The organism is Vibrio sp. 1562, from assembly GCF_033340155.1.
Taxonomy (GTDB): Bacteria; Pseudomonadota; Gammaproteobacteria; order Enterobacterales; family Vibrionaceae; genus Vibrio; species Vibrio alginolyticus.
Genome location: NZ_JAWOVY010000039.1, coordinates 1 through 18545, shown reverse-complemented (window position 1 = coordinate 18545; position 18545 = coordinate 1). Strand labels below are relative to the sequence as shown.

The 18545-nt window shown below is 52.6% G+C and carries 20 protein-coding genes and 1 pseudogene; 14 read left to right on the top strand and 7 right to left on the bottom strand.

Features of this window, described 5'->3' with window-relative positions; translation table 11 throughout:
* Positions 1 to 444: 444 nt before the first annotated feature.
* Positions 445 to 1458 carry a class 1 integron integrase IntI1 gene (gene intI1 / locus R7Z49_RS22285; protein WP_000845039.1) on the bottom strand — a complete coding sequence of 338 codons (1014 nt, stop codon included), beginning with the start codon at positions 1456 to 1458 and terminating at the stop codon, positions 445 to 447.
* A 172-nt stretch (positions 1459 to 1630) separates the two neighbouring features.
* Between intI1 and R7Z49_RS22280 the strand changes: the two genes are divergently transcribed.
* The 8 genes from R7Z49_RS22280 (at position 1631) to R7Z49_RS22245 (ending at position 8856) form a co-directional block, all read left to right on the top strand.
* Positions 1631 to 2083: an NAD(+)--rifampin ADP-ribosyltransferase Arr-3 gene (locus tag R7Z49_RS22280; protein ID WP_001749986.1), complete on the top strand. Its 453-nt coding sequence runs from the start codon at positions 1631 to 1633 to the stop codon at positions 2081 to 2083.
* 132 nt (positions 2084 to 2215) lie between these two features.
* Positions 2216 to 2689 (top strand): trimethoprim-resistant dihydrofolate reductase DfrA27, encoded by a 474-nt coding sequence (gene dfrA27 / locus R7Z49_RS22275; RefSeq protein WP_001749985.1) that lies wholly within the window; start codon positions 2216 to 2218, stop codon positions 2687 to 2689.
* A gap of 180 nt (positions 2690 to 2869) precedes the next feature.
* A complete protein-coding gene (locus R7Z49_RS22270) occupies positions 2870 to 3715 on the top strand; it encodes an ANT(3'')-Ia family aminoglycoside nucleotidyltransferase AadA16 (protein ID WP_001749984.1) in 846 nt (281 codons plus the stop codon).
* A gap of 116 nt (positions 3716 to 3831) precedes the next feature.
* The gene (locus R7Z49_RS22265) at positions 3832 to 4179 is read left to right on the top strand and encodes a quaternary ammonium compound efflux SMR transporter QacE delta 1 (protein ID WP_000679427.1); all 348 of its coding nucleotides are present in this window, start codon (positions 3832 to 3834) and stop codon (positions 4177 to 4179) included.
* Positions 4173 to 5012 (top strand): sulfonamide-resistant dihydropteroate synthase Sul1, encoded by an 840-nt coding sequence (sul1, locus tag R7Z49_RS22260; RefSeq protein ID WP_000259031.1) that lies wholly within the window; start codon positions 4173 to 4175, stop codon positions 5010 to 5012. The genes R7Z49_RS22265 and sul1 (R7Z49_RS22260) overlap by 7 nt, the downstream gene beginning before the upstream one ends.
* 404 nt (positions 5013 to 5416) lie before the next feature.
* On the top strand, positions 5417 to 6958 hold the full coding sequence (locus R7Z49_RS22255; protein ID WP_000050481.1) for an IS91-like element ISCR1 family transposase: 1542 nt from the start codon (positions 5417 to 5419) through the stop codon (positions 6956 to 6958).
* Between the two features lie 322 nt (positions 6959 to 7280).
* Positions 7281 to 8207, top strand: a complete 927-nt coding sequence (locus R7Z49_RS22250; protein WP_136512105.1) for an extended-spectrum class A beta-lactamase PER-13 — start codon at positions 7281 to 7283, stop codon at positions 8205 to 8207.
* A gap of 73 nt (positions 8208 to 8280) precedes the next feature.
* Positions 8281 to 8856, top strand: a complete 576-nt coding sequence (locus tag R7Z49_RS22245) for a glutathione S-transferase family protein (RefSeq protein WP_001176353.1) — start codon at positions 8281 to 8283, stop codon at positions 8854 to 8856.
* A 38-nt stretch (positions 8857 to 8894) separates the two neighbouring features.
* Here R7Z49_RS22245 and R7Z49_RS22240 read toward each other — a convergent pair whose 3' ends face one another.
* A complete protein-coding gene (locus tag R7Z49_RS22240; protein WP_032495614.1) occupies positions 8895 to 10736 on the bottom strand; it encodes an ABC transporter ATP-binding protein in 1842 nt (613 codons plus the stop codon).
* A gap of 370 nt (positions 10737 to 11106) precedes the next feature.
* Here R7Z49_RS22240 and R7Z49_RS22235 point away from each other — a divergent pair, with 370 nt between their 5' ends.
* The gene (locus R7Z49_RS22235; protein WP_032495674.1) at positions 11107 to 11808 is read left to right on the top strand and encodes a hypothetical protein; all 702 of its coding nucleotides are present in this window, start codon (positions 11107 to 11109) and stop codon (positions 11806 to 11808) included.
* On the opposite strand, the gene R7Z49_RS22230 is transcribed toward R7Z49_RS22235, so the two are convergent.
* The gene (locus R7Z49_RS22230) at positions 11781 to 12110 is read right to left on the bottom strand and encodes a hypothetical protein (protein WP_033917513.1); all 330 of its coding nucleotides are present in this window, start codon (positions 12108 to 12110) and stop codon (positions 11781 to 11783) included. The two genes, R7Z49_RS22235 and R7Z49_RS22230, sit on opposite strands and share 28 nt — an antisense overlap.
* 498 nt (positions 12111 to 12608) lie before the next feature.
* The gene (locus R7Z49_RS22225; RefSeq protein ID WP_032495677.1) at positions 12609 to 12839 is read right to left on the bottom strand and encodes a hypothetical protein; all 231 of its coding nucleotides are present in this window, start codon (positions 12837 to 12839) and stop codon (positions 12609 to 12611) included.
* Positions 12840 to 12841: 2 nt separating this feature from the next.
* Here R7Z49_RS22225 and R7Z49_RS22220 point away from each other — a divergent pair, with 2 nt between their 5' ends.
* The 5 genes from R7Z49_RS22220 (at position 12842) to R7Z49_RS22195 (ending at position 16238) form a co-directional block, all read left to right on the top strand.
* Positions 12842 to 13159 carry a DMT family transporter gene (locus tag R7Z49_RS22220; RefSeq protein WP_071211019.1) on the top strand — a complete coding sequence of 106 codons (318 nt, stop codon included), beginning with the start codon at positions 12842 to 12844 and terminating at the stop codon, positions 13157 to 13159.
* Positions 13153 to 13992 (top strand): sulfonamide-resistant dihydropteroate synthase Sul1, encoded by an 840-nt coding sequence (sul1, locus tag R7Z49_RS22215; protein ID WP_000259031.1) that lies wholly within the window; start codon positions 13153 to 13155, stop codon positions 13990 to 13992. Before R7Z49_RS22220 ends, sul1 (R7Z49_RS22215) begins: the two co-directional genes overlap by 7 nt.
* 127 nt (positions 13993 to 14119) lie before the next feature.
* On the top strand, positions 14120 to 14620 hold the full coding sequence (locus tag R7Z49_RS22210) for a GNAT family N-acetyltransferase (protein WP_000376623.1): 501 nt from the start codon (positions 14120 to 14122) through the stop codon (positions 14618 to 14620).
* 506 nt (positions 14621 to 15126) lie between these two features.
* Positions 15127 to 15891 carry an IS6-like element IS6100 family transposase gene (locus R7Z49_RS22200; RefSeq protein WP_001389365.1) on the top strand — a complete coding sequence of 255 codons (765 nt, stop codon included), beginning with the start codon at positions 15127 to 15129 and terminating at the stop codon, positions 15889 to 15891.
* 41 nt (positions 15892 to 15932) lie between these two features.
* The gene (locus R7Z49_RS22195; protein WP_267923030.1) at positions 15933 to 16238 is read left to right on the top strand and encodes a SprT-like domain-containing protein; all 306 of its coding nucleotides are present in this window, start codon (positions 15933 to 15935) and stop codon (positions 16236 to 16238) included.
* 42 nt (positions 16239 to 16280) lie between these two features.
* Here R7Z49_RS22195 and R7Z49_RS22190 read toward each other — a convergent pair.
* The 3 genes and pseudogenes from R7Z49_RS22190 to R7Z49_RS22180 all read right to left on the bottom strand — a co-directional run.
* Positions 16281 to 17568 (bottom strand): annotated as a pseudogene (locus R7Z49_RS22190) (ISL3-like element ISPpu12 family transposase).
* A gap of 21 nt (positions 17569 to 17589) precedes the next feature.
* The gene (lspA, locus tag R7Z49_RS22185; RefSeq protein WP_193285851.1) at positions 17590 to 18102 is read right to left on the bottom strand and encodes a signal peptidase II; all 513 of its coding nucleotides are present in this window, start codon (positions 18100 to 18102) and stop codon (positions 17590 to 17592) included.
* Between the two features lie 3 nt (positions 18103 to 18105).
* Positions 18106 to 18545, bottom strand: a 440-nt coding sequence (locus tag R7Z49_RS22180; RefSeq protein WP_276434627.1) for a cation transporter, incomplete at its 5' end; no start/stop codon positions are given.

Genomic DNA, 18545 nt, shown 5'->3' with positions numbered 1-18545 from the left:
AACCAGATAATCCGATGAGATGCCGGTCTGTCTCACTCTCATGCAAAGGTAAGATCAACCATTTAATCCGCTTACCCGAATAACACTTGTCCTGGCCAGCAGCATCCGAACGCCGTTGCTCAAGTTCGCAGTTTTCCATAAGCCCCCCTGTTTTCTCAAAAGTCATAAATAGCAGTCTAATTGAGAATTAGGTTTTGAGATAGGTTTATGAGAACGAAAAACCCGCTTAATCGCGGGCTTTTTGTCGTTTTCAGAAGACGGCTGCACTGAACGTCAGAAGCCGACTGCACTATAGCAGCGGAGGGGTTGGATCCATCAGGCAACGACGGGCTGCTGCCGGCCATCAGCGGACGCAGGGAGGACTTTCCGCAACCGGCCGTTCGATGCGGCACCGATGGCCTTCGCGCAGGGGTAGTGAATCCGCCAGGATTGACTTGCGCTGCCCTACCTCTCACTAGTGAGGGGCGGCAGCGCATCAAGCGGTGAGCGCACTCCGGCACCGCCAACTTTCAGCACATGCGTGTAAATCATCGTCGTAGAGACGTCGGAATGGCCGAGCAGATCCTGCACGGTTCGAATGTCGTAACCGCTGCGGAGCAAGGCCGTCGCGAACGAGTGGCGGAGGGTGTGCGGTGTGGCGGGCTTCGTGATGCCTGCTTGTTCTACGGCACGTTTGAAGGCGCGCTGAAAGGTCTGGTCATACATGTGATGGCGACGCACGACACCGCTCCGTGGATCGGTCGAATGCGTGTGCTGCGCAAAAACCCAGAACCACGGCCAGGAATGCCCGGCGCGCGGATACTTCCGCTCAAGGGCGTCGGGAAGCGCAACGCCGCTGCGGCCCTCGGCCTGGTCCTTCAGCCACCATGCCCGTGCACGCGACAGCTGCTCGCGCAGGCTGGGTGCCAAGCTCTCGGGTAACATCAAGGCCCGATCCTTGGAGCCCTTGCCCTCCCGCACGATGATCGTGCCGTGATCGAAATCCAGATCCTTGACCCGCAGTTGCAAACCCTCACTGATCCGCATGCCCGTTCCATACAGAAGCTGGGCGAACAAACGATGCTCGCCTTCCAGAAAACCGAGGATGCGAACCACTTCATCCGGGGTCAGCACCACCGGCAAGCGCCGCGACGGCCGAGGTCTTCCGATCTCCTGAAGCCAGGGCAGATCCGTGCACAGCACCTTGCCGTAGAAGAACAGCAAGGCCGCCAATGCCTGACGATGCGTGGAGACCGAAACCTTGCGCTCGTTCGCCAGCCAGGACAGAAATGCCTCGACTTCGCTGCTGCCCAAGGTTGCCGGGTGACGCACACCGTGGAAACGGATGAAGGCACGAACCCAGTGGACATAAGCCTGTTCGGTTGGTAAGCTGTAATGCAAGTAGCGTATGCGCTCACGCAACTGGTCCAGAACCTTGACCGAACGCAGCGGTGGTAACGGCGCAGTGGCGGTTTTCATGGCTTGTTATGACTGTTTTTTTGTACAGTCTATGCCTCGGGCATCCAAGCAGCAAGCGCGTTACGCCGTGGGTCGATGTTTGATGTTATGGAGCAGCAACGATGTTACGCAGCAGGGCAGTCGCCCTAAAACAAAGTTATGCAGCCAAATCCCAACAATTAAGGGTCTTAAAATGGTAAAAGATTGGATTCCCATCTCTCATGATAATTACAAGCAGGTGCAAGGACCGTTCTATCATGGAACCAAAGCCAATTTGGCGATTGGTGACTTGCTAACCACAGGGTTCATCTCTCATTTCGAGGACGGTCGTATTCTTAAGCACATCTACTTTTCAGCCTTGATGGAGCCAGCAGTTTGGGGAGCTGAACTTGCTATGTCACTGTCTGGCCTCGAGGGTCGCGGCTACATATACATAGTTGAGCCAACAGGACCGTTCGAAGACGATCCGAATCTTACGAACAAAAGATTTCCCGGTAATCCAACACAGTCCTATAGAACCTGCGAACCCTTGAGAATTGTTGGCGTTGTTGAAGACTGGGAGGGGCATCCTGTTGAATTAATAAGGGGAATGTTGGATTCGTTGGAGGACTTAAAGCGCCGTGGTTTACACGTCATTGAAGACTAGTCCTTTGCATAACAAAGCCATCAAACCGGACGCCAGAGATTCCGCGCCTGTTGCGCATGGCTTCGCCATTTTATGCGCAATAGGCGCGCCACCCTGTCGCCGTTTATGGCGGCGTTAACCCAAAGGAGTATCGTGAAAATATCACTAATGGCTGCAAAAGCAAGAAATGGGGTTATTGGCTGCGGCTCGGATATCCCGTGGAACGCTAAAGGTGAGCAGCTGCTTTTTAAAGCAATAACTTACAATCAATGGCTCTTAGTCGGCCGTAAAACATTTGAGGCAATGGGGGCTCTCCCAAATAGAAAGTATGCAGTTGTCAGCCGCTCAGGATCGGTAGCTACTAACGATGATGTGGTTGTGTTTCCATCTATAGAAGCAGCAATGAGGGAGCTAAAGACTCTTACGAACCATGTTGTTGTTTCTGGTGGTGGAGAGATCTACAAGAGTCTGATCGCCCATGCCGACACGCTACATATCTCGACAATAGATTCCGAGCCAGAGGGCAATGTTTTCTTTCCGGAAATCCCCAAAGAGTTCAATGTGGTGTTCGAGCAGGAATTTCATTCAAATATAAATTATCGCTATCAAATCTGGCAAAGGGGTTAACCATCCAAGCCATCGGACACATTTTGCTTCGCTGCGCTCAAAACGCAAAATGTGCCGCTGCTTAGCGGCGTTAGATGCACTAAGCACATAATTGCTCACAGCCAAACTATCAGGTCAAGTCTGCTTTTATTATTTTTAAGCGTGCATAATAAGCCCTACACAAATTGGGAGTTAGACATCATGAGCAACGCAGTGCCCGCCGAGATTTCGGTACAGCTATCACAGGCACTCAACGTCATCGAGCATCATCTGGGATCGACGTTGCTGGCCGTGCATTTGTACGGCTCTGCACTCGACGGTGGCCTGAAGCCATGCAGTGATATTGATTTGCTGGTTACTGTGACTGCACAGCTCGATGAGACTGTGCGGCAGGCTCTGTTCGTAGATTTCCTGGAAGTTTCCGCTTCTCCCGGCCAAAGTGAAGCTCTCCGTGCCTTGGAAGTTACCATCGTCGTGTACGGCGATGTTGTTCCTTGGCGTTATCCAGCCAGACGGGAACTGCAATTCGGGGAGTGGCAGCGCAAGGACATTCTTGCGGGCATCTTCGAGCCCGCGACAACCGATGTTGATCTGGCTATTCTGCTAACTAAAGCAAGGCAACACAGCCTTGCCTTGGCAGGTTCGGCCGCGGAAGATTTCTTCAACTCAGTCCCGGAAAGCGATCTATTCAAAGCACTGGCCGACACCTTGAAACTATGGAACTCACAACCGGATTGGGCAGGCGACGAGCGGAATGTAGTGCTTACTTTGTCTCGCATTTGGTACAGCGCAGCAACCGGCAAGATCGCGCCGAAGGATGTAGCTGCCAACTGGGTAATGGAACGCCTGCCCGTCCAACATCAGCCCGTGCTGCTTGAAGCCCAGCAGGCTTACCTTGGACAAGGGATGGATTGCTTGGCCTCACGCGCTGATCAGTTGACTGCGTTCATTTACTTTGTGAAGCACGAAGCCGCCAGTCTGCTCGGCTCCACGCCAATGATGTCTAACAGTTCATTCAAGCCGACGCCGCTTCGCGGCGCAGCTTAATTCAGGCGTTAGATGCACTAAGCACATAATTGCTCACAGCCAAACTATCAGGTCAAGTCTGCTTTTATTATTTTTAAGCGTGCATAATAAGCCCTACACAAATTGGGAGATATATCATGAAAGGCTGGCTTTTTCTTGTTATCGCAATAGTTGGCGAAGTAATCGCAACATCCGCATTAAAATCTAGCGAGGGCTTTACTAAGCTTGCCCCTTCCGCCGTTGTCATAATCGGTTATGGCATCGCATTTTATTTTCTTTCTCTGGTTCTGAAATCCATCCCTGTCGGTGTTGCTTATGCAGTCTGGTCGGGACTCGGCGTCGTCATAATTACAGCCATTGCCTGGTTGCTTCATGGGCAAAAGCTTGATGCGTGGGGCTTTGTAGGTATGGGGCTCATAATTGCTGCCTTTTTGCTCGCCCGATCCCCATCGTGGAAGTCGCTGCGGAGGCCGACGCCATGGTGACGGTGTTCGGCATTCTGAATCTCACCGAGGACTCCTTCTTCGATGAGAGCCGGCGGCTAGACCCCGCCGGCGCTGTCACCGCGGCGATCGAAATGCTGCGAGTCGGATCAGACGTCGTGGATGTCGGACCGGCCGCCAGCCATCCGGACGCGAGGCCTGTATCGCCGGCCGATGAGATCAGACGTATTGCGCCGCTCTTAGACGCCCTGTCCGATCAGATGCACCGTGTTTCAATCGACAGCTTCCAACCGGAAACCCAGCGCTATGCGCTCAAGCGCGGCGTGGGCTACCTGAACGATATCCAAGGATTTCCTGACCCTGCGCTCTATCCCGATATTGCTGAGGCGGACTGCAGGCTGGTGGTTATGCACTCAGCGCAGCGGGATGGCATCGCCACCCGCACCGGTCACCTTCGACCCGAAGACGCGCTCGACGAGATTGTGCGGTTCTTCGAGGCGCGGGTTTCCGCCTTGCGACGGAGCGGGGTCGCTGCCGACCGGCTCATCCTCGATCCGGGGATGGGATTTTTCTTGAGCCCCGCACCGGAAACATCGCTGCACGTGCTGTCGAACCTTCAAAAGCTGAAGTCGGCGTTGGGGCTTCCGCTATTGGTCTCGGTGTCGCGGAAATCCTTCTTGGGCGCCACCGTTGGCCTTCCTGTAAAGGATCTGGGTCCAGCGAGCCTTGCGGCGGAACTTCACGCGATCGGCAATGGCGCTGACTACGTCCGCACCCACGCGCCTGGAGATCTGCGAAGCGCAATCACCTTCTCGGAAACCCTCGCGAAATTTCGCAGTCGCGACGCCAGAGACCGAGGGTTAGATCATGCCTAGCATTCACCTTCCGGCCGCCCGCTAAATATCTCCTTTTGGGTTGTTAATAAAACATCCAATAAGTTGACTGTGCGTGAAAAAGAAAGTTTTGTGTGATGGCGTTGAAGATCGCACCGTTAAGCTCTTATGTGGGATGGTGCAGAGCTCGACGACTACCGATAAAACGCAACCGCCGCAAACAGACAAGAAAAAGCCCCAACTGATAACAGTTGGGGCTTCAGTATTGTGATTGGTGGAGCAATAGCACCCTGAACCCAAAACCTTCTCGCTCAACCGGTAGTGGCTGATAACAACTCGTGAGGGCTATTGCGGGTTAAGCATTTAGCGATGTCTAGGGCCAGACTGGACGTCTGAACGCAAGCCGCTGATACTGTACATAACCACAGTATCAGCGGAGGATACCCATGTCGCTGGCAAGGAACGCCACGGCGAGTCAATCGCCCACTCAAACAAACGGTTACGAACGCCACCAACCCGACCAGACGCTGCTCTACCAGCTGGTTGAGCAGCACTACCCAGCCTTCAAAGCCTCACTCGAAGCCCAAGGTCAACACCTGCCTCGCTACATCCAACAAGAATTCAACGACCTCCTCCAATGTGGCCGTCTGGAGTATGGTTTCATGCGGGTTCGCTGCGAGGATTGTCATCACGAGCGTCTGGTCGCCTTCAGCTGTAAACGACGCGGCTTTTGCCCTAGCTGCGGTGCCCGCCGGATGGCCGAGAGTGCGGCGCTGCTGATAGACGAAGTCTTCCCCAAGGAGCCCATTCGCCAGTGGGTGCTCAGCTTTCCTTTCCAGCTACGCTTTTTGCTGGCTCGCCATCCCCAGCTGATGGGCCAGGTCTTGAGTATCGTCTATCGTACACTCTCAACTCATCTGATCAAAAAAGCCGGTTACACCAAAGCCTCTGCACAAACTGGCTCAGTGACTCTTATCCAACGCTTTGGCTCCGCGCTAAATCTCAATGTCCACTACCACATGCTGTTTCTCGATGGTGTCTATGCCGAAGATGACTATGGCAAGCAACGCTTCCATCGTGTCAAGGCACCCACTTACGATGAGCTGAATACGCTCGCTCACACCCTCAGCCATCGCATCGCTCGCTGCATGGAAAAGCGTGGGATTTTGGAGCGTGATGCCGAGAATACGTGGTTGACACTGGAAGAGGGCGAAGACGATACGCTGACTCAATTACATGGTGCTTCGGTTACGTATCGCATTGCCGTCGGCCCCCAGCAAGGGCGCAAAGTCTTCACCCTGCAAACCTTGCCAGGGCGTGAGGATAAAGCCGACTCAAGCAGTCGAGTAGCCAACCATGCTGGTTTCTCGCTACACGCCGGTGTGATGGCCGAAGCGCATCAGCGGGATAAGCTTGAGCGCTTGTGTCGCTACATTAGTCGGCCAGCGGTTTCAGAAAAACGTCTGGCATTAACCGCCAATGGGCAGGTGCGTTACGAGCTCAAAACTCCGTACCGCAATGGCACCACCCATGTGATCTTCGAGCCGCTGGACTTCATCGCCAAACTCGCTGCGTTGGTACCTAAGCCGCGAGTCAACCTCACACGCTTCCACGGCGTCTTTGCACCGAACAGCAAACACCGAGTTCAAGTAACACCCGCCAAGCGGGGCAAGAAGCCCGACAAATCGGAAGGTCTCGATACTAACTGGCGTGACAAGAGTCCTGCAGAGCGCCACCGCGCCATGACCTGGATGCAACGCCTCAAGCGAGTCTTCAATATTGATATTGAAGTCTGCGAACACTGCGGCGGTCACGTCAAAGTGATTGCCAGCATCGAAGATCCGAAGGTCATTGAGCAGATTCTCAAGCATCTGAAACAGAAAACAGCCAAGGCGAATGCCGCCAAGCAGCGTGAGCTGCCACCAGAACGAGCGCCGCCACTGACTCCCAGCCTGTTCGATCCATCACAGAGTCGTCTCTTTGACTGACGACCCCAAATCCAACACTGCTCAACACTGCCAACTTTTAAACGGGGCGGTGGGGCAGTTTGTATCTCTCGAGCTATCAGGCTAGAGATTTTACCGCCAAATCGAACCTTATTAGAGCGGTTTAGGCTGGACCGGCAGTTAAAATTGGGGCTTGAGCGGTAAACGAGTGAGGGAATTTCAGGTAAGATACTTCGGATGAGGAGCAAAAAGGTGGTTTATACTTCCTATACCCAAAAAGGTGGTTTATACTTCCTATACCCTAAAAAGGCAGCTTTGGCTGCCTTTTGTATAATTCATATCGACTTATCAAAAGGACAATCCGATGAATGTCATTATAAAAGCTGTAGTTACTGCCTCGACGCTACTGATGGTATCTTTTAGTTCATTCGAAACCTCAGCGCAATCCCCACTGTTAAAAGAGCAAATTGAATCCATAGTCATTGGAAAAAAAGCCACTGTAGGCGTTGCAGTGTGGGGGCCTGACGATCTGGAACCTTTACTGATTAATCCTTTTGAAAAATTCCCAATGCAAAGTGTATTTAAATTGCATTTAGCTATGTTGGTACTGCATCAGGTTGATCAGGGAAAGTTGGATTTAAATCAGACCGTTATCGTAAACAGGGCTAAGGTTTTACAGAATACCTGGGCTCCGATAATGAAAGCGTATCAGGGAGACGAGTTTAGTGTTCCAGTGCAGCAACTGCTGCAATACTCGGTCTCGCACAGCGATAACGTGGCCTGTGATTTGTTATTTGAACTGGTTGGTGGACCAGCTGCTTTGCATGACTATATCCAGTCTATGGGTATAAAGGAGACCGCTGTGGTCGCAAATGAAGCGCAGATGCACGCCGATGATCAGGTGCAGTATCAAAACTGGACCTCGATGAAAGGTGCTGCAGAGATCCTGAAAAAGTTTGAGCAAAAAACACAGCTGTCTGAAACCTCGCAGGCTTTGTTATGGAAGTGGATGGTCGAAACCACCTCAGGACCAGAGCGGTTAAAAGGTTTGTTACCAGCTGGTACTGTGGTCGCACATAAAACTGGTACTTCGGGTATCAAAGCCGGAAAAACTGCGGCCACTAATGATTTAGGTATCATTCTGTTGCCTGATGGACGGCCCTTGCTGGTTGCTGTTTTTGTGAAAGACTCAGCCGAGTCAAGCCGAACCAATGAAGCTATCATTGCGCAGGTTGCTCAGACTGCGTATCAATTTGAATTGAAAAAGCTTTCTGCCCTAAGCCCAAATTAACAGACTATCAGCACTATCTAAGCCGCTGACTCTGGTTGTACACTAAAGCTATGGTTTGAAATTGGAGTAGGTTATGCAGTTATTAGGTTCAGTGGCTTCCCCTTTTGTTCGTCGTTTACGTTTAGTACTGGCAGGGCAACCTTATCAGTTTGTAGCGCTTAATATTTTTGAGTCTGAAGGCCGTTCAGTGTTGGTACAACATAATCCGGCACGCAAAGTGCCTGTGTTAGTGGATGGAGAGCAGGTTATTTTTGATTCAGGCGTAATTTATCGTTATTTGGCTTCGAAACTGAAATTCAAACCATTGAGCTGGGATCAGGAAAACGGTCTGACGACCATCAATGCCTGCACAGACTCCTTGGTTGAATTACTGCTTTGTAAGCGCTCAGGTTTTGACGTGACTGAAGATAAATTGTTTTTTAATCTTCAGCATGAGCGAATTCAGGCGACGCTAGAGGCACTTGAGCAACAAATCAGGGCAGGGCATTTCGGTGACTGGGACTATCCTGGTATCAGTCTGTTCACTTTAATCGACTGGATATTGTTCCGCGATTTAGTCGACTTAAAACCCTTCCCTGTATTATTACAGTTCAGAAATGCGCATTTAAACCGGCCGATGGTCGCTGAAACCGACCCGCGTTTAAGCTAAAAACAACAGGTCAGAGCCAAGACTCTGACCTTTATTATTTATTCCACACCAATAAAGCCGCCGGTTTGATGCGCCCATAATTGAGCGTAAATACCGCCTTTGGCGATCAGTTCCTGATGACTGCCTTGTTCCACAATACGACCTTGATCCAGAACGATCAGCCTGTCCATAGCTGCTATGGTAGATAAACGGTGTGCAATGGCTATAACCGTTTTGCCTATCATCAACTGAGTCAGACTATGCTGAATAGCTGATTCTACTTCGGAGTCCAGCGCTGAGGTGGCTTCATCCAAAATCAGAATAGGGGCGTTTTTCAGTAAAACCCGAGCTATTGCAATACGTTGACGTTGACCACCAGAAAGCTTGACTCCACGTTCGCCCACCTGAGCGTCGTAGCCACTGTTGCCTTTAGGATCGGTAAGCTCCTGAATAAAAGCATCGGCTTCGGCTAAACGGGCTGCTTCAATCATTTCCGCTTCGGTAGCGCCAGGACGACCATATAAAATATTTTCCCTTACAGTACGGTGTAGCAGGGAGGTATCCTGGGTCACCATAGCTATATGAGCGCGAAGACTTTCCTGTGATACAGTTTTGATGTCCTGACCGTCTATCAAAATCTGGCCTGAATTGACATCATAAAAGCGCAGCAGTAAGTTCACCAGCGTGGATTTACCAGCACCAGAACGGCCGACTAAACCTACTTTTTCACCGGGTTTAATCGACAAGTCCAGACCATCAATCACAGGACCATGTTCACCTGCTGCTTTGCCGTAGTTAAAGTTCAGTTGCTTAAACTCAATCTGACCTTGTGGCACTTCAAGCGGCTTCGCATCAGCTTTGTCGATGATTTGCTGAGGCTGAGACAAAGTCGCAATACCATCTGCCACAGTACCTATGTTTTCAAACAGTGCACTGACTTCCCACATGATCCACTGCGACATACCATTTAAACGCAGCGCCAGACTGACTGCGATGGCAATAGAGCCCACAGTGACGGCATTGACAGACCAAAGCCATATCGCCAGCGTGGCAATAGAGAACACCAACAGATAGTTCAGACCCTGCACACAAATATTGAGCCAGGTAGCCAGTCGCATTTGTCTGTACACAGGCACCAGAAACAGCTGCATGCTATCGCGGGCGTATTCTGACTCACGAGCCGTGTGTGAAAACAGTTTAATAGTGCTGATATTGGTGTAGCTGTCGACAATACGGCCTGTCATTTCTGAACGGGCATCGGCTTGTTCTGTTGCAACTTGTTTCAGTCTCGGCACAAAATAAAACTGCAAGCCGGTGTATATGACTAACCAGGCAATCATCGGCAGTACCAAGCGCCAATCTGCATCGGCGATCAGATACAACATAGAGCCAAAATACACCACCACATACACCATCACATCCAGCAGCTTGGTGGCCGTTTCGCGCACTGCCAAAGCCGTTTGCATCACTTTAGTGGCGATGCGACCAGCGAATTCATTCTGGTAGAAACCCAAACTTTGTTTCAGTAAATAACGATGCGCCAGCCAGCGGATCGACATAGGGTAGTTACCCAATATAGTTTGGTGGATCAGGGCTGAGTGAAAAAATACCAAACCAGGCAACACCAGCAACATCACTATGGCCATAGTGATCAAGGTATCCTGCTCTTCCTGCCAGAAAGTAGCCGGATTCTTGGTTACCAACCAATCGACTAATTGCCCCATATAGCCAAATAAGGACACTTCTAATGCGGCCAGTAAGGCTGTCGCAATAGACATCAGGATCAGAGGCAACACCATGCCTTGACTGTAATGCAAACAAAATGCAAACAGGCCTTGAGGTGGCTGAGTTGGCTCTTTATCAGGGAAAGGGTTGGTTAAGCGTTCAAAAAAGCCCAGCATAAAATTCCTCTGCAGCAACGAAAAAGGCAGTTATTGTACGTCAAAGTTTAAAAAACAGATGTAACTATTTGATGAAAGCCCGGTTTAGAACGGCCATCTTATTTTATAACCGATAGCTTGTGACTCGCTTTTTTGCTGAACAGAACAGCAGATTGTTGAAAATAAATACAAAAAATCTGAAAAATCCAAAAGATGCTATATCACATGAACTCAGCAGCTTAGATTTATTGAAGGACCGTTAATAGGTAATAACTGGAAAATCTATAACTTAGCTTCTGTTTTGTCAGCTTGCAAAGGACTTTTTGCTTTCTACACTGAAAATACAGAGTACCCGAATCAGGGTGTTGTCTCGTCTTACAGGAGTGTTGAAATGGATGCCAAAGAATTATTGGTCTACATGAAGCAGGCAGAACTGCAAGCTGAGTTAGTCGTTGAGGCTGGTCAGCAACTGGACAGAGCCATCAAACAATTACATGACTGGTCTGAAGACTGGGATTGTCAGCGCCGGGCTTGTGAAGATATGTACGATGCCGTGCATTTAATTCTGATCCATAGCTATCAATTATCCCGGATTTTCTGGCCCGCCAAGTGTTGCGGAGAACTGGGGCTGGATTTGTGTCATAGAGCCATGGCGCTGCGAAGTGAAATCAACCTGCCTGATCTAAACCATCCACTGCGGAATGAGGCGTTATGGCGTCATGCAGATGAGCTGGATCATTCAGTGCGGGATAATACTGCTCTGCGTCGTTATCAAGCGCATCATTTAACCGGTTTTAATCAGGTGATCACCTGGATGGATAATGAAGCCATGTTTTGCTGGCTTGAACCTGCCAGTAAAACCTTTGTGTTTCATGCCGAGGAGTTTGCTTTAGCCCAATTACTGGATGCTGTGCATCAGGTTCAGCAAGATATTCAGAATTTTCTTAACAAGCAGCATCAGTCAAATCTAAAGGTGGCCAAAGCTGGCGTGCATCACTATGAGAAGCAGTGGGGGGCATTTAAAATAAGACAAGACAGATCTTGTCCACAGCTTTGTTGTTATGACTACTTATCTAATTTAATAAATCCGTAGGCAGAAATCTCGCTGAGCTTATGTTCTCTGATCTTTTTTGCGACTTCTGCTTGGTAGTCTTCAATGTACAGGTGCAAAAAATCTTTAAACTCTTCATCCAAAGCACGTCTATCCACAGAGTTACCGAACCGTTGCGCTTCGTATGCAAGCAGGCATAATCTATGCGCCCGGATCTCCATATCAGCGGCCACCTGCTTTTCGATAATGTTTAATGCATCTGACATTCCAATCAACTTCTTGTAGAAAAACAGACTTAACAGTAAAAAGCCAAACGTAATTGCAGACATAACAAAAGTCAGCATTCCTGAAGTTCCTTTCTGTGCTTGACGGCTCCTGATATGGACCATAAAAATATCGCTAAAATTGCTGCGATATTTATAGCTGGTATTCCATATTTGTATATACCACCCAATAGATCAGTGCCAAATATGACTCTGTCTGTGAATCTCGCTACCTGCAGAACAGAGTGCATCAAGATGCTTAAACAAATGAATTGAGTGATTTGTTCAACCGCCCATACGAATTTTCTATGAATAACCCAGATGATACCAAGCGTCAATGTTTGACATATCACCCAACTTGGGTACCAAAGTAAGCGAGCGAGCTCAGGAGATGTTTCAGATATCCCCATCAGCAAAGGAGCAATCCTGTCTTGAGCTAATCCCGATAAAGTGAGTATCAATATGGTTATTCGTGCAGATTTACTGGCCGACCAGACTAAGGACAGCAGTAGAGAACCTATGCACAACACCCATAAGTACTCAGCAAGAGTCGTAATAAATGTCCCCACAAACTACCTCTTATTTTGGTGGTTCATTACCCCAGCCACCACCTAATGTAGTCAGTGTTGGATTTATTGCTTTAGATTCTTGCTGCTCTGCAGCCAGCTTCGCCTTTGCTTCAGCAGATAAGGTGACAGTGTCTGCAGTAGAGGGTGCTGTTGTAGTGGTGGTTTTAGCCTGAGCAGCAGGAGCAACAGTTTGTATTGTTGATGTAGCCGCTGTGCCCGGAGTATTTAAGTTGATTTGCATAACTGTTCCTTACCATTGTCACTAAATCAGAAAACAAATGTACCGAGGGCTTTACTAAGCTTGCCCCTTCCGCCGTTGTCATAATCGGTTATGGCATCGCATTTTATTTTCTTTCTCTGGTTCTGAAATCCATCCCTGTCGGTGTTGCTTATGCAGTCTGGTCGGGACTCGGCGTCGTCATAATTACAGCCATTGCCTGGTTGCTTCATGGGCAAAAGCTTGATGCGTGGGGCTTTGTAGGTATGGGGCTCATAATTGCTGCCTTTTTGCTCGCCCGATCCCCATCGTGGAAGTCGCTGCGGAGGCCGACGCCATGGTGACGGTGTTCGGCATTCTGAATCTCACCGAGGACTCCTTCTTCGATGAGAGCCGGCGGCTAGACCCCGCCGGCGCTGTCACCGCGGCGATCGAAATGCTGCGAGTCGGATCAGACGTCGTGGATGTCGGACCGGCCGCCAGCCATCCGGACGCGAGGCCTGTATCGCCGGCCGATGAGATCAGACGTATTGCGCCGCTCTTAGACGCCCTGTCCGATCAGATGCACCGTGTTTCAATCGACAGCTTCCAACCGGAAACCCAGCGCTATGCGCTCAAGCGCGGCGTGGGCTACCTGAACGATATCCAAGGATTTCCTGACCCTGCGCTCTATCCCGATATTGCTGAGGCGGACTGCAGGCTGGTGGTTATGCACTCAGCGCAGCGGGATGGCATCGCCACCCGCACCGGTCACCTTCGACCCGAAGACGCGCTCGACGAGATTGTGCGGTTCTTCGAGGCGCGGGTTTCCGCCTTGCGACGGAGCGGGGTCGCTGCCGACCGGCTCATCCTCGATCCGGGGATGGGATTTTTCTTGAGCCCCGCACCGGAAACATCGCTGCACGTGCTGTCGAACCTTCAAAAGCTGAAGTCGGCGTTGGGGCTTCCGCTATTGGTCTCGGTGTCGCGGAAATCCTTCTTGGGCGCCACCGTTGGCCTTCCTGTAAAGGATCTGGGTCCAGCGAGCCTTGCGGCGGAACTTCACGCGATCGGCAATGGCGCTGACTACGTCCGCACCCACGCGCCTGGAGATCTGCGAAGCGCAATCACCTTCTCGGAAACCCTCGCGAAATTTCGCAGTCGCGACGCCAGAGACCGAGGGTTAGATCATGCCTAGCATTCACCTTCCGGCCGCCCGCTAGCGGACCCTGGTCAGGTTCCGCGAAGGTGGGCGCAGACATGCTGGGCTCGTCAGGATCAAACTGCACTATGAGGCGGCGGTTCATACCGCGCCAGGGGAGCGAATGGACAGCGAGGAGCCTCCGAACGTTCGGGTCGCCTGCTCGGGTGATATCGACGAGGTTGTGCGGCTGATGCACGACGCTGCGGCGTGGATGTCCGCCAAGGGAACGCCCGCCTGGGACGTCGCGCGGATCGACCGGACATTCGCGGAGACCTTCGTCCTGAGATCCGAGCTCCTAGTCGCGAGTTGCAGCGACGGCATCGTCGGCTGTTGCACCTTGTCGGCCGAGGATCCCGAGTTCTGGCCCGACGCCCTCAAGGGGGAGGCCGCATATCTGCACAAGCTCGCGGTGCGACGGACACATGCGGGCCGGGGTGTCAGCTCCGCGCTGATCGAGGCTTGCCGCCATGCCGCGCGAACGCAGGGGTGCGCCAAGCTGCGGCTCGACTGCCACCCGAACCTGCGTGGCCTATACGAGCGGCTCGGATTCACCCACGTCGACACTTTCAATCCCGGCTGGGATCCAACCTTCATCGCAGAACGCCTAGAACTCGAAATCTAACGTCCGTTCGGGCATCGAGGTCCATGTCGGGGTGGGACGGGCCCGTGGCTTCAAGATCACTTGCAGTCCGACCGCGATGTCTTGGTTGCGCGAGAGGTTGTCGATATCCTCCACTTCCATCATCAACCCTGGATAATGCCGCCGCCGTCATCGCCGCCGACGCCCGTGCCGGGCTTTTCGGGCCTGTCAGGCTTGCTCGGCCTTCAGCCTGCCTGGGCGAGATCTCCGGCGGACGGATTAACGGCGGAGCTTCGCCGCCTTTCGTGCGTGTGAAGGCCGAAGATAGTTCTCTCAAAAACATCCGTTTATGAGAGATACCAAATGTCATTTTCAGAAGACGACTGCACCAGTTGATTGGGCGTAATGGCTGTTGTGCAGCCAGCTCCTGACAGTTCAATATCAGAAGTGATCTGCACCAATCTCGACTATGCTCAATACTCGTGTGGGCTCTGTTGCAAAAATCGTGAAGCTTGAGCATGCTTGGCGGAGATTGGACGGACGGAACGATGACGGATTTCAAGTGGCGCCATTTCCAGGGTGATGTGATCCTGTGGGCGGTGCGCTGGTATTGTCGCTATCCGATCAGCTATCGCGACCTTGAGGAAATGCTGGCGGAACGCGGCATTTCGGTCGACCATACGACGATCTATCGCTGGGTCCAGTGCTACGCCCCGGAGATGGAGAAGCGGCTGCGCTGGTTCTGGCGGCGTGGCTTTGATCCGAGCTGGCGCCTGGATGAAACCTACGTCAAGGTGCGGGGCAAGTGGACCTACCTGTACCGGGCAGTCGACAAGCGGGGCGACACGATCGATTTCTACCTGTCGCCGACCCGCAGCGCCAAGGCAGCGAAGCGGTTCCTGGGCAAGGCCCTGCGAGGCCTGAAGCACTGGGAAAAGCCTGCCACGCTCAATACCGACAAAGCGCCGAGCTATGGTGCAGCGATCACCGAATTGAAGCGCGAAGGAAAGCTGGACCGGGAGACGGCCCACCGGCAGGTGAAGTATCTCAATAACGTGATCGAGGCCGATCACGGAAAGCTCAAGATACTGATCAAGCCGGTGCGCGGTTTCAAATCGATCCCCACGGCCTATGCCACGATCAAGGGATTCGAAGTCATGCGAGCCCTGCGCAAAGGACAGGCTCGCCCCTGGTGCCTGCAGCCCGGCATCAGGGGCGAGGTGCGCCTTGTGGAGAGAGCTTTTGGCATTGGGCCCTCGGCGCTGACGGAGGCCATGGGCATGCTCAACCACCATTTCGCAGCAGCCGCCTGATCGGCGCAGAGCGACAGCCTACCTCTGACTGCCGCCAATCTTTGCAACAGAGCCACCCGTCCTATTTCGCTGTCGTGCCCCTGCTCGAAGTCCTGCAAACTTTGGTGCATGAGATGGTCCACGCTTGGCAATTCCACTTCGGCAAGCCGGGCCGTCGCGGCTATCACAACAAGGAATGGGCCGACAAAATGGAGGCCATCGGCCTGATGCCGTCCAGCACCGGCAAGCCCGGCGGCGCGCGCACGGGCGAGAAAATGGCCGACTACGCCATACCGGGCGGCCTGTTCATGCAGGCGACCGACAAGCTGCTGACGCAGGATTTCAAAATCTCGGGTATACGGATTTAATGGTTGATGGGGCATCTTCACCCCATCAATCTGATACCACCCTCAGATGGTTGATAGATCGACTCCGTAGTTGAGTTCCTCTGCGAAGTCCGGCAGTCCGTAACCGATGGTTTTCTTGTAGAAAGGAGAGACCTTCGCAGTCGGTGCCTTCTTCTTGTGCTTCGTGGTGTAGAGCATTCGTGCCCGCATCACCTCGAAGGAGTAACCGCGCCCTTCACGGTTCTTGTCCTTGGCCAGTCGGTTGATGGACTCCGTGTAAGCGTTGGTGACGGGCATGTCCGTCTCGAAGTAGGTCATGGTCTCTTCGCGCCAGTTTCCCACTGCCCTGACCAGATCGCTCCAGACTTCCTTTTGGCCCTTCGGGATGGTGGCTATCCACTCGTCCAGGGCGGCTTCTGCCTGGAGCCGTGTGGTGGCGTCCCAGATGCCGTAGAAGCGCTCCTTGTGCTCGTAGGCGGCCAGCAGTTGCGGGAACGCGCCTGTCCAGGTCTCCATGATGAGGCGCTCCCGGTCTGAGACTTCGTGAGCGCGTTTCAGCAGGATTTTCCGGTCTCCCTTGAGAGTCCGGCTCTGGGACGGTTTCAGCTCCTTTCTGGAGCCCTTGCGCACTCTCTAGGGCATCGTTGGCCATGCGCACCACATGGAACTTATCGACCACGATACGGGCCTGGGGCAGCACAGCCTTGACCGCTGCCCGGTAGGGGTTCCACATGTCCATGCTGACGATCTCGACCTTCTGCCGGTCTTTCAGCTTCATCAGGTAGTTGGTCACCACGTCCTGGCGGCGGGTGGCCAGCAGGTCGAGCAGGGTTCGCTCCTCAATGTTGGTCAGAATGCAGCGGTAGCGCTTGTTCAGGTATAGCTCGTCAATGCCCAGGATGCGGGGCGTCTCGAAGCGGTGCCAGCGCCCCAGGAACTCGGCGCGGGCGTTGAAGATGTCGCGCACCGTCTTCTCGTCCAGGCCGGTCTGTGCCGCCACAAAGGTGTAGGGGTGGTTGAAGGATTCCTTCTCCACGTACTCATGCAGCCGCAGTGTCATACGGAATCCGTCCACCATCTCCGGTAGCTGGGGCCTGAATGTTGTCTTGCAGGCCCGGCAGGTGTATCGGCGGCGGACCACCCAGAGAGTGACCCGCTTGCTGTGGATGGGCAGATCACGATAGGGAACGTCACGCTTGCCGAACCGTACGAACTCACCCTGCACGCCGCATTCCTCGCAGGCGATGGGATCGGGCACGTCCACCTGGAAGTGCATTTCGTCGTCGGTTGATTTGCAGCCCAGTACTTGGTATTGCGGCAGGTGAAGGATGTTGTCGGGAAGTTCGGTCATGGTGTTGTATAGGCGTAGGTGTCAGTCAGATCCATCCGGCTCGGCATTGGTGTTTGCTTTTTTACCCAACAAGCTGCTGGAAACGAAAAGTAAGGCACCGAGGACAATTGCAATATCAGCCAGGTTGAAGGCCGGCCAATGCCAGTCTCGCCAATAGAAATCAAAGGAATCCACAACATAGCCGCGAAAGACCCGGTCAATCAGGTTGCCCATGGCGCCACCGAGGATAAGACTGTAAGCGATGGCTTCTCCTTTATGACGATTTTCAAGGATCAGCTTGATCAGAAAAATCGAGACCACTACCGCGATTCCGATAAAAAAGTAGCGCTGCCAGCCTCCACCATTCGCAAAAAGACTGAATGCGGCACCGGTGTTCCATAGGTGCACCCAGTTAAAGAACGGGGTCACCGAAACATACTCGCCATAGGCCATTGATTGCTGCACCAGCCACTTTACAGCCTGATCAGACGCTGCCAGCAGGCCCGATATGGACAATAGGGCATGCGGCGAGAGCTTTTTGCCAATAATGAGCATTATTTAACCCTTCAACGCCAAAATGCGTCTGGCACCGTTAAGTACAATGCCCCCCGCGATGGTGCCGATAATCAGATCCGGATAATTGGAACCGGTCCACGCGACCAGGGCGCCGGCGGTGATGACCCCCAGGTTGATCACCACGTCGTTGGCCGAGAATATCCAGCTTGCCTTCATGTGCGCCCCGCCTTCCCGATGTTTGGATATGAGCAGCAGACAACTGGTATTGGCAATCAATGCGACGAATGCGATAGCCATCATCACCAGCGATTCAGGCTCACTACCGAATACAAAGCGCCTCACGACCTCTACGAGTACGCCAACAGCCAAAACCAGTTGGACCACACCAGCAACGTGCGCAACACGGACCTGCCTTTTCACGCTATGCCCAACCGCATAAAGAGCGAGTCCGTACACTGCCGCATCAGCAAAATTGTCCAGGG

Bases quoted from the DNA above. Each gene is read 5' to 3' on its own strand.
- intI1 (WP_000845039.1), bottom strand. From the start codon at position 1,458: ATGAAAACCGCCACTGCGCCGTTACCACCGCTGCGTTCGGTCAAGGTT.
- R7Z49_RS22280 (WP_001749986.1), top strand. From the start codon at position 1,631: ATGGTAAAAGATTGGATTCCCATCTCTCATGATAATTACAAGCAGGTG.
- R7Z49_RS22270 (WP_001749984.1), top strand. From the start codon at position 2,870: ATGAGCAACGCAGTGCCCGCCGAGATTTCGGTACAGCTATCACAGGCA.
- R7Z49_RS22265 (WP_000679427.1), top strand. From the start codon at position 3,832: ATGAAAGGCTGGCTTTTTCTTGTTATCGCAATAGTTGGCGAAGTAATC.
- sul1 (WP_000259031.1), top strand. From the start codon at position 4,173: ATGGTGACGGTGTTCGGCATTCTGAATCTCACCGAGGACTCCTTCTTC.
- R7Z49_RS22255 (WP_000050481.1), top strand. From the start codon at position 5,417: ATGTCGCTGGCAAGGAACGCCACGGCGAGTCAATCGCCCACTCAAACA.
- R7Z49_RS22250 (WP_136512105.1), top strand. From the start codon at position 7,281: ATGAATGTCATTATAAAAGCTGTAGTTACTGCCTCGACGCTACTGATG.
- R7Z49_RS22245 (WP_001176353.1), top strand. From the start codon at position 8,281: ATGCAGTTATTAGGTTCAGTGGCTTCCCCTTTTGTTCGTCGTTTACGT.
- R7Z49_RS22240 (WP_032495614.1), bottom strand. From the start codon at position 10,736: ATGCTGGGCTTTTTTGAACGCTTAACCAACCCTTTCCCTGATAAAGAG.
- R7Z49_RS22235 (WP_032495674.1), top strand. From the start codon at position 11,107: ATGGATGCCAAAGAATTATTGGTCTACATGAAGCAGGCAGAACTGCAA.
- R7Z49_RS22230 (WP_033917513.1), bottom strand. From the start codon at position 12,110: ATGCTGACTTTTGTTATGTCTGCAATTACGTTTGGCTTTTTACTGTTA.
- R7Z49_RS22225 (WP_032495677.1), bottom strand. From the start codon at position 12,839: ATGCAAATCAACTTAAATACTCCGGGCACAGCGGCTACATCAACAATA.
- sul1 (WP_000259031.1), top strand. From the start codon at position 13,153: ATGGTGACGGTGTTCGGCATTCTGAATCTCACCGAGGACTCCTTCTTC.
- R7Z49_RS22210 (WP_000376623.1), top strand. From the start codon at position 14,120: ATGGACAGCGAGGAGCCTCCGAACGTTCGGGTCGCCTGCTCGGGTGAT.
- R7Z49_RS22200 (WP_001389365.1), top strand. From the start codon at position 15,127: ATGACGGATTTCAAGTGGCGCCATTTCCAGGGTGATGTGATCCTGTGG.
- lspA (WP_193285851.1), bottom strand. From the start codon at position 18,102: ATGCTCATTATTGGCAAAAAGCTCTCGCCGCATGCCCTATTGTCCATA.